Origin of the sequence: Bacillus sp. GMa5/1 (genome assembly GCF_050172015.1) — a bacterium.
Lineage (GTDB): Bacteria > Bacillota > Bacilli > Bacillales > Bacillaceae_G > Bacillus_A > Bacillus_A cereus.
Map to the genome: position 1 here is coordinate 1 of NZ_JBNLYC010000002.1, position 13,961 is coordinate 13,961.

A 13,961-nucleotide genomic window follows, 5' to 3' on the forward strand; every position below is an offset into this window, starting at 1 on the left:
TATTAGGATTTTGTATAGCGTATAGTAAAAGCGTAAGCGGAAAGATTGAAGTTTTATTTGTTGATGAAAAATACCGAAGAAACGGATTTGGTTTGAAATTAATGAATAGTGCAGTGGAATGGTTTAAAGTGAAAAAGATAGATGAAATTGAATTAACAGTAGTGTATGGAAATGAAGCTGTATCATTTTATGAAAAGCTGGGATTTTATCCTCGTTCAATTATTATGGCAACTAAGTCATAACGATAGTATGGGGAGAGATGAGTGGGAGTTTTTGTTTCAAAAAAATGGTTCATATTTTACTAAATTATATGTGAAGAGCACATCAAAATAAATGTGCTTTTTACTATGGAAAAATTTATAAAAGCTGTATTTGGATATCTTTAAGTGAAAATAAAGAGGGATATCGAGAATATTTTAGGATAAACTATAAAGTGAAACTTTAATCAGTGGTGAGGGCATCCCCCACTGATTATCAGCCCTCACCAATCGGGCTTTTACGAGCAGTCCGCCCCCCCTAACTTCTTTGCTTCCGCTGAATTTTGATGTGGGGTCTTACTGCCTGTTAATGCGGGATAAAGAAATAAAAAACACCAAACCAAAAGACTTACCAATATACGGTGTAGTCGTAACAGGAAAACAGAGGATTTACAAAGTTTACAAGGGTCACCGTATATTAAGGCTGCTGTAAGGGGTGTAACAGTTGAGAAATATTGATTACGAGTAATTAATGTGAATAATCAGAAAACTTATGTTATAATATGGGAAAAGGAGGTTTATATGAGGCAAATACATGGAGCAATTTATATTTACATAACAATGTTTTTCGTGGCGATATCCTATGGATTGGGGCACGTGTATTCGCATCCTATACTAACTTTTTTAAGCGGAGCATGTATGGCGTTTGCGCTTCTTGTCCACCTTTTTTCAGTTTGGATCGTGAAATTTCAATTAAATATTAGTGAAATAGAAGAAGGCACTTTCTAAGTGGCCTTCTTTTTTTAATAATATTTTGGAAGGTCTTGCAGCAATTTTTCAATTTTGCATTCGGTTTCTTCACATATAGACAGTGTGCGTAGTCGGAAAAACAAACTACGTAAGAAAGATTTTATATTTCCGTATAGGTACTCGTACGATTCAGTATGTAATGTCTGTTTTTTGACGGGTAATTGAGCTACTAATTCATGAAGGGCTAATAGGAGTACCTCTTCCTTTAGACCATTTTGTAGCATTGCGACAATCGGATAAACGAGACGTTCGTCTTCTTCATATTTGTAGTAAATAGAATGGACACAAACTTTGTTTAATAAAGTTTGTAATATTTCTTCGTAATATAAAGTTTCCAGTTTAGGACTACGAACAAGCGCCTCAAATGTATCAGAAGCGTGAGCGATACTATGTGCCCAGCCGTGGTCTTGCACATATCCGCGGAAATCATGCTCGTTGTTCATATATAACACTAATCGATCTTTTACATGTAAAAGATCAGCCTGTGATAAGAAATTATGATTTGTATCGGCATCAATAATGAGTGCAATTAATAATGTTGTAAATGCACGGGTAAATACCGCATCTTCGTCATCCGAATGAATCTTATACAATAAATATTTGTCACTGATGCTTTCTAATAATAGTTTCTGTAATTGTGTGTGTGAAAGGTAGTCCTTTTTGATGAGATGGTAAAAAGTAGAGCAAATAAGTTTGTCCCTTAAATAGCTATCGGTAACACCGATATGTTTAAGCATATTGGAAATTAAAGAATCCATGTTAATTGTATCCATTACGTAATGATTATTACGAATTTCTTCTAACTGTTGTTGTAACATATAAACCACCTATTTTAGAAAATTCTGTATTTTAATAGTATAATAAGAGGAAGAAATAGACAATAAATAAGTGCTTTTGAATGGAGGTGGGCATTATGAAGAGAGCATTATTCTTTTTCATTAGTATTTTCTTTTTAGGAAGCTGTTCCATTTCGTATGTTACTTTTTCTAGCGAGAGCAAAAGTTGGACGGGACAATATAAGGGCCATATTAAGGACGACAGTGAAGATGGAGTGTTTACGTTTCAGTATAAGGGCGGAGATGGGAATACAGAATTTAAGAATTTAGAGATTGCTATTAATGGAGCCTTTAGTACAATGACACAAACGTCAGAAGTTCATAGAGGAGCAAAGGTTGAAATGAAGTCTTCTTGTGTAAGTTGCGCGCCTATCTCTAAAGATGAACTAATAGAGATTGTGATTAAATGGGATGATAAGTATGAGGAGAAGATGGTGCTAAATTTGAAATAGCCTAGAGTAAGGGGTTAAAAATGAATAGGCATATGAAAATTGTTATGTTTTTAAGTGTATTTCTAGTCGTATTATCAGCGTGTGATACAAAACAAGTAGAGCAAGTAACGGTAAAAGAAGGGTATATTATATTAAGAAATGACACGGTGTTTTTTGCCGATGATAAAACGTTTAAAACAAAAGTAGAGTTGCAACATTATATAGAACAACAAATGAATAAAGATCATCCAGCACATATAGTCTTGAGCTTTAAGGACAAAGACGCATATAAACAGTTAAAAACAGGGGATAAAATAAAAGTATGGTTTTCTCAAATACTTGAAAGTTATCCAGCAAAAATGATTGTAGAGAAATTTGAAATAGTAGAGAAATAAAAAAGGCAGCAATCCCGCTGCCTTTTTTATTATTTTACAAATTGTAATTCTTTCGGGAATTTCGTTAAAATTTCTGATCCGTCTTTTGTGATGTAAATATCATCTTCAATACGAACGCCACCTACGTTTGGTACGTAAATACCTGGCTCGATTGTGAAGACCATACCTTCTTTTAATGGAGACTCGTTACCAGCTTTTACATCTGGATATTCGTGTACGCTAATTCCAAGTCCGTGACCAAGGCGGTGTGGGAAGAAGTCACCGTAACCTGCATCTGCAATAACAGAACGAGCAGCGTTATCGATTGCGCCAAGTGTAACACCTGGTTTACATGCTTCAACTGCTTGTAGTTGTCCAGCAAGTACAGTGTTGTAAATGCGAGTTTGCTCTTCAGAAATCTCACCGAATGCTACTGTACGTGTAATATCAGAGCAATAACCATCAATGATTACGCCTAAATCAAATAGTACGAAATCGCCGCGTTTCATTTTGTTTGCGCCAGGAATACCGTGTGGAAGAGCAGAGTTCGCACCTGCTAATACCATCGTATCAAATGACATTTTATGTATGCCTTTTGTTTTTAATTCGTGTTCAATAATTGCTAATACTTCTAGCTCGCTGCGGTTTTCTTTAATTGCATTTACACCAACTTCAACAGCATAGTCCGCCATTTTAGCTGCTTCGCGTAAAATAGAAAGTTCTTTTTCATCTTTAATTAAACGAAGTTCGCGAACTTTCTCCTCAGCTGATTTGAAAGCTGCATTTGGGAATAATTTCTTTAATTCTTCGTAGCGCTCTACGTTTAAATGTTCTTTTTCAATTGCAACTGCATTTGCATTGATGCCGCGGTCTTTAATTGCTTTTGCAATCATATCCCATGGTCTGTCAGTATCAGTAAATCCGATAATTTCATGTGCCCAGCCAGCGTTACGTGCTTGGCCTTCTTCCATTTTAGGGCAAATTAAAATAGGTTCTTTTTCTTGGAATACAAACATACCAAGAAGTCTTTCGTGTGGTTCACAGTGGAAGTTTGTCATGTAGAAGACGTTCGGTGTAGAAGTTAAGAACGCAGCTTCTACGTTTTTTTCTTTTAGCCATTGCATTAAATTTTCTAATCTAGCATTCATCGATTGGCACCCCCGAGATATTTAATTACAAATATAACTTTAACTCGGAAGAAAGCGTTATGACAAGTAAATAGATGTTAGAAAAGACAGGGGATTGAAAAATCATGTAGAATAAAAAGTGAGAATGTGAATAGGGGAGGAATGTAATAATGAAAGTATCTTATCATGGACATTCAGTTGTGAAAATTGAGGCGAATGGAAAAGTTATTTTAATTGACCCGTTTTTAACAGGTAATCCGAGAACAGATTTAAAAGCTGAAGATGTAAAAGTGGATGCAATTCTTTTATCGCATGGACACGGTGATCATGTTGGAGATACAGTAGAACTTGCGAAGAAAAATAATGCAGTTGTTGTAGCGCCATTTGAACTAGCAACATTTTTAAGTTGGCAAGGTGTAAATACACACCCGATGCATATTGGTGGTTCACATGAATTTGACTTCGGAAAAGTGAAGTTTACACAAGCATTCCACGGTTCTAGTTATATTGATGAAGAAAATAAGACGATTACATATACAGGTATGCCAGCAGGTATTTTATTTACAGCAGAAGAGAGAACTGTATACCACGCAGGAGATACTGCACTATTCTCTGATATGAAGTTAATTGGGGAATTAAATAAAGTTGATCTAGCATTTTTACCAATTGGTGATAATTTCACAATGGGACCAGAAGATGCTGTACTAGCGGCAAAATGGATTAATGCGAAAACTGTTGTACCGATGCATTACAATACGTTCCCAGTTATTGAACAAGATCCATATCAATTTGTAGAAAAGCTACAAGATTGTACAGGGAAAGTATTAGAAGCTGGAGAAAGTATTACACTATAGAAAAGAAACCCTTCATTTGAAAAGAAAAGTGAAGGGTTTTTACGTGTGTAGGACAGCTTTTAATACTTGTATTTGTTTTGGTGATTCTTTTCTTTTGGTATGTGGCTGTTCAGGTGTTTCATTCAATTCCATTGTAACTTTTTTCCCATCTACGAAAGCTAAAAATACAGCACCTACAACCTCTAAAAGTTTTTTCATCATGTGTTCGCTCCTTTGTTTTATTTCTTGTCTTAATTGTATAGGTAATCAAGTGTGCGAACTATCGAATGAGATGACAATAGCATTACATTGTTGTAATAGAATGACTGGTGGAATGTAAGAGTCATTTTGTTATAAAAAAAATAGTACAGGTATGCAAAGAGAGAGTGTAACAGTTTTGAAAATATAGTATACTGAAAGTACAACACATGAAGAATTTAGGGAAAAGAAAGTATGGTGAAACCATTTGGCTACCAAGCATAACCAAATTTTAGAACATATTAATAGCCTGCCAGTAGGCCATAAAATTTCTGTAAGACAAATTGCGAAAGATTTGAGTGTAAGTGAAGGGACCGCTTACCGTGCAATTAAAGATGCAGAAAATAAAGGGTATGTTAGTACAATTGAACGTGTCGGAACAATTCGAATTGAACAAAAGAAGAAAGAGAATATCGAAAAACTGACATATGCAGAAGTCGTTAACATTGTCGACGGTCAAGTACTTGGAGGCAGAGAAGGACTACATAAAACGTTAAATAAATTCGTAATCGGGGCAATGAAATTAGAAGCGATGATGCGCTATACAGAAGCTGGGAACTTACTTATTGTCGGTAACCGTACGAACGCACATCAATTAGCGTTAGAAACTGGAGCCGCTGTATTAATTACGGGCGGATTTGATACGGAAGATCATGTGAAGAAATTAGCAGATGAATTAAAACTGCCGATTATTTCAAGTAGTTACGATACCTTTACAGTTGCAACGTTAATTAACCGTGCGATTTACGATCAGCTTATTAAGAAAGAAATTGTACTCGTTGAAGATATTTTAACGCCAATTGAAGAAACGTTATATTTAAAGCCAAATGATACAGTGCAGCAATGGCATGCCTATAATGAAGAGACGATGCACGGAAGGTATCCGATTGTTGATGAAAGTAACAAAGTGCTAGGAATCGTGACTTCAAAAGATATGATCGGTGTAGCGAAAGAAACACCAATTGATAAAGTGATGACAAAACACCCAATTACAGTGAACGGTAAAATGTCTGTCGCAGCTGCGGCACGTATGATGGTGTGGGAAGGTATTGAGTTACTTCCTGTTGTTGATGAAGGAAATAAACTACAAGGTATTATTAGCCGTCAAGATGTACTTCAGGCACTGCAAATGATTCAACGTCAGCCACAAGTTGGAGAAACCATTGATGATATTGTAACGAATCAATTTATGACGCCGAAAGAAGCGAAGAATGAGCATCTATATCAATTTTCGGTGACGCCGCAAATGACGAACTCAATCGGAACGTTATCGTACGGTGTATTTGCAACAATTGTGACAGAAGCGACAAATCGCGTCATTCGTGCGCAAAAGAAAAGCGATTTAATTGTTGAAAACTTAACGATTTATTTCGTAAAGCCGGTTCAAATTGACAATGTTGTATCTGTTCATCCGAAAGTATTAGAAATTGGGCGTAAATTTGGTAAGGTCGATGTAGAGGTGCATCATGAAGGTAATGTTGTTGGAAAGGCATTACTTATGGTGCAGTTAATCGATAAATAAAAAGATGGAACAAATCGTTTTGATTTGTTCCATCTTTTTTTGTTGTTTTAAATTTGAAAGGCATGATTTTAGATGGGAGTTTTAGTGAAATATGTATGGAGTGGAGTGGAAAAGTAACGTAACGTAAGAAAAGACAGAATAGTAATTCAATTTGGTTGTATATTGTGTTATGATTATATTGTAAGAAAATGGATTTCTGAAAGGTGGTATGCATTATGTCGTCAGCCGTACTCTTTTTTGGTAGTATCGCACTATTTTACTTTCTTGTAATGATACCGATCCAATATTTATATTTACAAGGTTTACATGAAAAAAAGGAAAAGACAGGATTATCTCAGCGAGAGCTATATGAAAAAATGTCTTTTGGAGAAGAACAACTACATTTTCATGTACAAGGTAACCCATTTAATATACCATCTGCGTTTGTTGCATATATGATTTTGAAAGTTAAGGGACGTAAAAAAGCATCACAATATTGATGCTTTTTTATGTTGCTTCATAGACTTCGGCTTCTTTAACTGCTAATGGCAAGAAATGTTTGTATTGGCGAAACCCGTTAAATACACTTGCACTACCAAATAGAACGAATAAAACACCAACGATAATACGAGCGGTTGAAAGTTCTAAAAAGAATTGGTTTATCCCGAAAAATAAAACGAATGAACCGAGTGCCATTGCGGATTTTCCTGAGAGCCAACCTTTCTCCATTGGGCGGTTTGTACGAAAGTATTTTGTTTTGTAAAAGAGGTACAACATAAATGAGACGATAATACAGAAGACTAATACTGGCATAATGAACACTCCCATCGCTTTGTGAAAAATAATAGAAAAGAAAAAGAAATATCTAAACTTTCTAACTTTTATTATAAAGCAATTGTTCGCATGTATGAAATACTTTCCGTTATAATGGAGGATAAAGTGAAGAAGTTGATTAAAAAGGAGATTATACATATGCATGAGCAAATTTTAGGAGCAATTAAAGAGTTTGATACAATTATTATTCATCGCCACGTGCGTCCGGACCCAGATGCGTTAGGTTCACAGGGTGGTCTTGGTACAATTCTACAAGAATCGTTTCCAGAGAAAAATATTTATACGGTTGGGTACAATGAACCGTCACTAGCATACTTACGAGTAATGGATGATATTGAAGATAGTGTATACGAAAATGCGCTTGTTATTGTTTGTGATACTGCGAATCAAGAACGGGTTGACGATCAACGCTATACAAAAGGGAAGATGTTAATTAAAATTGATCATCATCCAAATGAAGATCCATATGGAGATATTACGTGGGTAGACACGACAGCGAGTTCTACAAGTGAAATGATTTATGAGTTTTATAACTATGGAAAAGATAAAGGATTAAAAATAACAAAAGAAGCAGCTCGCCTTATTTTAGCAGGAATTGTTGGAGATACAGGTCGTTTCTTATTCCCAAATACGACAGCAAAAACACTTCGTTACGTAAGTGAGCTTGTTGATATGGGTGTGAAATTCACAGATTTATACAATGAAATGTATAAGACAAAAGAAAAAATTGCTCGTTTAAACGGTTATATTTTACAAAACTTTACGATGGTAGAAGAAGGAGCAGCTTACATTAAATTAACGAAAGAAGTATTAGAAGAGTTTGATGTACTTCCTTCTGAAGCATCTGGTGTTGTTGGAGCGCTTGGCAATATTGATGGATTAAAGGCGTGGGTTCTATTTTTAGAGGAAGATGACGTAATTCGTGTTCGTCTTCGTTCAAAAGGGCCAGTTATAAACAAATTGGCAATGCAATATAACGGCGGAGGGCATCCGATGGCTTCTGGTGCCAAGGCATCTTCTTGGCAAGAAGCGGATCGTCTTTTTGCTGATTTACGTGAGATTTGTAAATAAAAGACTATATGTTAGAACGAAAAGAAGGAGCGGCGCTAAAGCCCTCCTTCTTTATTTTTCTTTCTCTATAGTAATGCTAATTTCAAGCACTGTATCAAAAGATATTGTATCGACTTTAAAACGGTATAGGCGATCGTAATGTTTGTATGTTTTATTTTCGATTACCTTTTTTAGTAGGTCTTTATTTTTTGCGATACTTTGAATGTTTTTCGTTAAAAGATGCTGGAGATCATTATGAATAGATGTAGTCATATTTTCGAGTGTAAGATTGTCTAAATCGTATTTTTCTCGATTGATAAGTTTTATTTTAATCTCTTGAATGGTTAAGAGCCGTTTATTTTCAGTGTTCAATTTTTCTTGATCTTCGAGAAGGACGTGGAGCTTTGCTTCTTGTTTTTCTATAATTTCTCTTTGTTCTGCTATTTTACTAGCTTGTTCTTGTTGAAAAACACCGTATATGTACAAAAAAATAAACCAGCTCAACACGCCTCCAACAGCAGCACCAGCTAATACTAAGTACCATCTTTTTGCTGTATTGGCACTTGGTACTCTCATACATGTTCCTGCGTTAGCCATTTAATAATAATGAGACCTGTTTGCATACCACCAGTTGCGAAAAAAATAAGGAGAATTTGTTTTACGATATCTTTCATATCTCCGCCAAAGAAACTTCTTTCAAAGCTATAAAAGGTATCGAATGTTCCGCCGATTGCTGCAACGAGTGCCCAAATTCTTAAATTTTGGGCGAATTGATTAATGTAAGTTAGAGCTGGTTTTCCGATAAGAAACGCACCAAATCCACCAATTAATGAACCGCCAAGTATAACCCCAAAGGCAATAAAATAACTAATAATAAGCAGAGAGAAAAAAGTATGTTCTCTTACATCCATCGTCATTCCCCTTTCTTCTTCATATATATGGACAAAGTATAAGAAGTATGTTTTGATTTCCGCTTTCCTCATCACCTATAATAAAAGTAGTCAAATAGGTAAAGAGAGGGTACAACAGTGAAGTTTGTGCATTTACAATGTCAAACCGTTTTTAGTTTATTAAAAAGTGCTTGTAAAATTGATGAGCTTGTAGTCAGGGCGAAAGAACTTGGTTTTTCATCGTTAGCTATTACGGATGAAAATGTTATGTATGGTGTTATTCCGTTTTATAAAGCATGTAAGAAACATGGTATACAGCCTGTTATTGGATTAACCGCTTCTATTTTTAGTGAAGAAGAAGAAAGGTCTTATCCGCTTGTATTACTTGCTGAGAATGAAATAGGCTACCAAAATTTATTAAAGATTTCTAGCAGTATTATGACAAAGTCCAAAGAAGGTATTCCTAAGAAGTGGCTTGCGCATTATGCGAAAGGATTAATTGCTATTTCGCCAGGTAAAGATGGCGAAATTGAGCAATTATTACTAGAAGACAATGAGAGTCAGGCTGAAGAAGTAGCTCGCACGTATCAAAATATGTTCGGCCATTTTTATATGAGTTTGCAGCATCATGCAATTCAAGATGAGTTGCTTTTACAAGAGAAACTACCTGAATTTATTAGTAGGGTTAATATTCCAGTCGTTGCAACAAATGATGTGCGCTATATCAATCAAAGTGACGCGCTTGTTCACGAATGTTTACTATCTGTTGAAAGTGGAACGAAAATGACTGATCCAGATAGGCCGAGGCTGAAAACAGATCAGTATTATTTAAAGTCATCGGATGAAATGGAAGCACTATTTTCCCATGCGCCGGAAGCAATCCAAAATACAATAAAAATTGCAGAGCGTTGCCAAGTAGAAATACCGTTCCATGTAAATCAACTTCCGAAGTTTCCTGTTCCGTCTAATGAAACGAGTGATATATACTTGCGTCGTGTTTGTGAAGAAGGTTTGCGGAAACGATATGGTGAACCGAAAGAAGTGCATATAAAGCGTTTGGATCATGAATTAAATGTTATTTCTCGTATGGGATTTAGTGATTATTTCCTCATCGTATGGGATTTTATGAAGTATGCACATGAAAATCATATTCTAACAGGACCAGGTCGTGGATCGGCAGCTGGTTCACTCGTTTCATACGTATTAGAAATTACAGATATTGATCCAATTGAATACGATCTATTATTTGAAAGGTTTTTAAATCCTGAACGTGTGACGCTTCCTGATATTGATATTGATTTTCCAGACGTAAGACGTGATGAGATGATTCGCTATGTGAAAGATAAATACGGTCAGCTCCGTGTTGCGCAAATTGTAACGTTTGGTACGCTTGCAGCAAAAGCGGCAATTAGAGACATTGCCCGCGTAATGGGGCTTCCGCCGCGAGATATTGATATATTTTCAAAACTTATCCCATCAAAGCTTGGTATAACGTTAAAAGATGCATATGAAGAATCACAATCACTTCGTGAGTTTATACAAGGGAATCTTTTGCATGAGCGTGTGTTTGAAATCGCAAAACGTGTAGAAGGTTTACCACGTCATACGTCTATTCATGCGGCTGGTGTTATTATGAGTCAAGAACCGCTAACAGGCAGTGTAGCAATTCAAGAAGGACATAACGATGTTTATGTTACGCAATATCCAGCCGATGCGCTAGAAGAACTTGGGTTGCTTAAGATGGACTTTTTAGGATTACGTAATTTAACGTTACTTGAAAATATTATAAAATTTATCGCGAACAAAACTGGGAAAGAAATCGATATAAGAAACTTACCTCTTCAAGATGAAAAGACATTCCAATTATTAGGGAGAGGAGATACAACAGGTGTATTCCAGCTTGAGTCAGGCGGTATGCGAAATGTACTTCGCGGGTTAAAACCGAATGAGTTTGAAGATATCGTAGCTGTTAACTCGTTATACAGACCAGGACCGATGGAACAGATACCGACTTTTATTGAATCGAAACATGGAAAAAGAAAAATCGAATATTTACATCCGGATTTAAAGCCAATTTTAGAAAGAACATACGGCGTCATTGTATACCAAGAACAAATTATGCAAATTGCATCGAAGTTAGCAGGGTTTTCGCTTGGAGAAGCAGATTTACTGCGCCGTGCAGTGAGTAAAAAAAATCGTGATATTTTAGATCAGGAACGTAAGCATTTCGTCCAGGGATGTTTGCGAAATGGATATGATGAGACGTCTGCTGAAAAAATTTATGATTTAATTGTAAGATTTGCGAATTACGGTTTTAACCGAAGTCACGCTGTAGCTTACAGTATGATCGGATATCAGCTTGCCTATTTGAAAGCGAACTATACGCTGGAATTTATGACGGCATTATTATCAAGCGCAATTGGAAATGAAGATAAAATTGTACAGTATATACGAGAAACGAAGCGGAAAGGTTTTCACGTTTTGCCGCCGTCTCTTCAGAGAAGTGGTTATAACTTCCAAATAGAAGGGAATGCGATACGTTACAGTTTACTTTCGATCCGAAATATTGGAATGGCTACAGTGACGGCATTATTAGAAGAACGAGAGAAAAAAATGTTCGAAGATTTATTTGAATTTTGTCTCCGTATGCCGTCAAAGTTCGTAACGGAGCGTAATTTAGAAGCTTTCGTCTGGTCGGGATGTTTTGATGATTTTGGTGTTTCGAGAACGAATTTATGGAAAAGTATTAAAGGGGCGTTAGAGTACGCGAATCTCGCACGTGATTTAGGAGATGCTGTTCCAAAATCAAAATATGTACAAGGAGAAGAGCTATCTTTTATTGAACAACTAAATAAAGAGAAAGAAGTACTTGGCTTTTATTTATCAAGTTATCCGACAGCGCAATATGTGAAGTTAGCAAAAGAATTAGAAATTCCATCTCTCGCTCAGGCGATGCGACACAAGAAAAAAGTACAAAGAGCTATTGTGTATATAACAAGTGTTAGAGTGATTCGTACGAAAAAGTTTCAAAAGATGGCATTTATTACATTCTGTGATCAAAATGATGAAATGGAAGCGGTCCTCTTCCCGGAAACGTATATACATTTCTCGGATAAGTTGCAAGAAGGAGCAATTGTTTTAGTTGACGGTACGATTGAGCTAAGAAATCATAAGCTGCAATGGATTGTAAATGGACTATATCCGCTAGAGGAAATGGATGTTTATGAAGAAAAGAAAGACGCATCTGTTTACGTGAAATTGCCATCTCAGTATGAGAAAAAGCTTTTAAATCGGGTTACGAAAATATTGTTCGACTATTCAGGTTTTGCGAAAGTACTAATTTATTATGAAAAGGAACATAAAATGGTACAATTATCTCGGAGTTTATCGATTCATCCAAGTGAAGAATGTTTAGGAGCACTTCGTGAAATTGTCGGGGAAGAAAATGTAGTTGTGAAAATATAATGGACAATTTCCCTACACTTCGATTATTATAGTAGTAGTGTTCGTGGTCAGACCACTTGGAGAAATTGATATCAGCAAGAATAATTTGAGGAGAGTGGATAGTTTGTCAACACTTCGTGAAGAAGCACTTCACATGCATAAAGTGCATCAAGGAAAATTAGAAACTGTATCAAAAGTAAAAGTAGAAAATGCAAAAGATTTAAGTCTTGCATATTCTCCAGGGGTTGCAGAACCTTGTAAAGAAATTTATGACGATAAAAGTAAGGTATATGAATATACGATGAAGGGAAATATGGTAGCAGTTGTGACAGATGGAACAGCTGTACTTGGTCTTGGTAACATTGGACCTGAAGCATCTCTTCCAGTAATGGAAGGTAAAGCTGTATTATTCAAGAGCTTTGCTGGTGTAGATGCATTCCCAATTGCCTTAAATACAAACGATGTAGATAAAATTGTTGAAACTGTAAAATTAATGGAGCCAACTTTTGGCGGCGTTAACTTAGAAGATATCGCAGCACCAAACTGCTTCATTATTGAAGAGCGTTTGAAAAAAGAAACAAATATTCCTATCTTCCATGATGATCAACACGGAACAGCTATTGTAACAGTAGCAGGTCTTGTAAATGCACTGAAATTAGTTGGAAAGAAAATGTCTGACATTAAAGTTGTCGCAAATGGCGCAGGTGCAGCAGGTATTGCAATTATTAAACTTTTATATCGCTATGGTGTACGCGACATTATTATGTGTGACCGTAAAGGGGCAATCTATGATGGTCGTCCTACAGGTATGAATCCGGTGAAGGATGAAGTTGCAAAATATACAAATAAGAATCGTATAGAAGGTTCTTTAGCTGATGTTGTACAAGGTGCAGACGTATTCATTGGTGTATCTGCAGAAGGTGCATTAACAGAAGAGATGGTTCGTACAATGAATGACGATGCGATTATTTTTGCAATGGCGAATCCAGTTCCAGAAATTATGCCAGAATTGGCAAAAGCAGCGGGCGCAGCTGTTGTTGGAACAGGTCGTTCTGACTTCCCGAACCAAGTAAATAATGTACTGGCGTTCCCTGGTATTTTCCGCGGTGCACTTGACGTACATGCGACACAAATTAACGAAGAAATGAAGATGGCAGCTGTACAGGCTATTGCTGAGCTTGTAGCAGAAGATGAGTTAAATGCAGACTATATCATTCCGGCACCATTTGACGCGCGTGTAGCGCCTCAAGTAGCGGCTTACGTTGCAAAAGCAGCAATGGAGACAGGAGTAGCTCGCCGTCAAGTAGATCCAAATGAGATCGCTGAAAAAACAAAACAATTAGCGCTGATTGGTAAAGAATAAGCGAGGAAATTCC

16 protein-coding genes and 1 pseudogene are annotated in these 13,961 nt (G+C 36.3%); 11 read left to right on the forward strand and 6 right to left on the reverse strand.

Annotation, left to right across the window (positions count from 1 at the left end; genetic code table 11):
- The 3 genes and pseudogenes from ACQGSG_RS00555 to ACQGSG_RS00565 all read left to right on the forward strand — a co-directional run.
- A partial coding sequence (locus ACQGSG_RS00555) for a GNAT family N-acetyltransferase (protein WP_426947009.1) occupies window positions 1-242 on the forward strand: 242 nt, incomplete at its 5' end.
- A 334-nt stretch (window positions 243-576) separates the two neighbouring features.
- Window positions 577-716 (forward strand): annotated as a pseudogene (locus ACQGSG_RS00560) (anti sigma factor C-terminal domain-containing protein); the annotation flags it as partial.
- 63 nt (window positions 717-779) lie between these two features.
- Window positions 780-986: a hypothetical protein gene (locus ACQGSG_RS00565; protein ID WP_001248905.1), complete on the forward strand. Its 207-nt coding sequence runs from the start codon at window positions 780-782 to the stop codon at window positions 984-986.
- A gap of 14 nt (window positions 987-1,000) precedes the next feature.
- On the opposite strand, the gene ACQGSG_RS00570 is transcribed toward ACQGSG_RS00565, so the two are convergent.
- Window positions 1,001-1,825 (reverse strand): DUF2785 domain-containing protein, encoded by an 825-nt coding sequence (locus ACQGSG_RS00570; RefSeq protein WP_000941455.1) that lies wholly within the window; start codon window positions 1,823-1,825, stop codon window positions 1,001-1,003.
- Window positions 1,826-1,920: 95 nt separating this feature from the next.
- On the opposite strand from ACQGSG_RS00570, the gene ACQGSG_RS00575 reads away from it, so the two are divergent.
- The gene (locus tag ACQGSG_RS00575; protein WP_325842517.1) at window positions 1,921-2,295 is read left to right on the forward strand and encodes a hypothetical protein; all 375 of its coding nucleotides are present in this window, start codon (window positions 1,921-1,923) and stop codon (window positions 2,293-2,295) included.
- Window positions 2,296-2,315: 20 nt separating this feature from the next.
- The gene (locus ACQGSG_RS00580; RefSeq protein WP_001079374.1) at window positions 2,316-2,669 is read left to right on the forward strand and encodes a DUF3221 domain-containing protein; all 354 of its coding nucleotides are present in this window, start codon (window positions 2,316-2,318) and stop codon (window positions 2,667-2,669) included.
- Window positions 2,670-2,698: 29 nt separating this feature from the next.
- On the opposite strand, the gene pepQ is transcribed toward ACQGSG_RS00580, so the two are convergent.
- Window positions 2,699-3,796: a Xaa-Pro dipeptidase gene (pepQ, locus tag ACQGSG_RS00585; RefSeq protein WP_000994024.1), complete on the reverse strand. Its 1,098-nt coding sequence runs from the start codon at window positions 3,794-3,796 to the stop codon at window positions 2,699-2,701.
- Between the two features lie 149 nt (window positions 3,797-3,945).
- Here pepQ and ACQGSG_RS00590 point away from each other — a divergent pair, with 149 nt between their 5' ends.
- Complete coding sequence (locus ACQGSG_RS00590; RefSeq protein WP_000868929.1) at window positions 3,946-4,629, forward strand: metal-dependent hydrolase; 684 nt, start codon at window positions 3,946-3,948, stop codon at window positions 4,627-4,629.
- Between the two features lie 39 nt (window positions 4,630-4,668).
- On the opposite strand, the gene ACQGSG_RS00595 is transcribed toward ACQGSG_RS00590, so the two are convergent.
- Entirely contained in the window at window positions 4,669-4,830 is a 162-nt protein-coding gene (locus tag ACQGSG_RS00595) for a hypothetical protein (protein ID WP_000976305.1), read from the reverse strand.
- 244 nt (window positions 4,831-5,074) lie between these two features.
- Between ACQGSG_RS00595 and ACQGSG_RS00600 the strand changes: the two genes are divergently transcribed.
- Window positions 5,075-6,388, forward strand: a complete 1,314-nt coding sequence (locus ACQGSG_RS00600; protein WP_000201590.1) for a CBS domain-containing protein — start codon at window positions 5,075-5,077, stop codon at window positions 6,386-6,388.
- 215 nt (window positions 6,389-6,603) lie between these two features.
- Complete coding sequence (locus tag ACQGSG_RS00605; RefSeq protein ID WP_000093045.1) at window positions 6,604-6,867, forward strand: DUF3949 domain-containing protein; 264 nt, start codon at window positions 6,604-6,606, stop codon at window positions 6,865-6,867.
- A gap of 7 nt (window positions 6,868-6,874) precedes the next feature.
- Here the strand turns inward: ACQGSG_RS00605 and ACQGSG_RS00610 are convergent, their stop codons facing one another.
- Window positions 6,875-7,180 (reverse strand): YtpI family protein, encoded by a 306-nt coding sequence (locus ACQGSG_RS00610; protein WP_001144776.1) that lies wholly within the window; start codon window positions 7,178-7,180, stop codon window positions 6,875-6,877.
- A 159-nt stretch (window positions 7,181-7,339) separates the two neighbouring features.
- On the opposite strand from ACQGSG_RS00610, the gene ACQGSG_RS00615 reads away from it, so the two are divergent.
- Window positions 7,340-8,272 (forward strand): DHH family phosphoesterase, encoded by a 933-nt coding sequence (locus ACQGSG_RS00615; protein WP_000545137.1) that lies wholly within the window; start codon window positions 7,340-7,342, stop codon window positions 8,270-8,272.
- A gap of 51 nt (window positions 8,273-8,323) precedes the next feature.
- Here the strand turns inward: ACQGSG_RS00615 and ytrI are convergent, their stop codons facing one another.
- Both ytrI and ACQGSG_RS00625 read right to left on the reverse strand, forming a co-directional pair.
- Window positions 8,324-8,827, reverse strand: a complete 504-nt coding sequence (gene ytrI, locus ACQGSG_RS00620; protein ID WP_001265740.1) for a sporulation membrane protein YtrI — start codon at window positions 8,825-8,827, stop codon at window positions 8,324-8,326.
- Entirely contained in the window at window positions 8,824-9,237 is a 414-nt protein-coding gene (locus ACQGSG_RS00625) for a YtrH family sporulation protein (protein WP_002005839.1), read from the reverse strand. Before ACQGSG_RS00625 ends, ytrI begins: the two co-directional genes overlap by 4 nt.
- Before the next feature lie 42 nt (window positions 9,238-9,279).
- Between ACQGSG_RS00625 and dnaE the strand changes: the two genes are divergently transcribed.
- The gene (gene dnaE, locus ACQGSG_RS00630; RefSeq protein WP_000673729.1) at window positions 9,280-12,606 is read left to right on the forward strand and encodes a DNA polymerase III subunit alpha; all 3,327 of its coding nucleotides are present in this window, start codon (window positions 9,280-9,282) and stop codon (window positions 12,604-12,606) included.
- Between the two features lie 133 nt (window positions 12,607-12,739).
- On the forward strand, window positions 12,740-13,948 hold the full coding sequence (locus tag ACQGSG_RS00635; RefSeq protein ID WP_161508111.1) for an NAD(P)-dependent malic enzyme: 1,209 nt from the start codon (window positions 12,740-12,742) through the stop codon (window positions 13,946-13,948).
- Window positions 13,949-13,961: the final 13 nt, after the last annotated feature.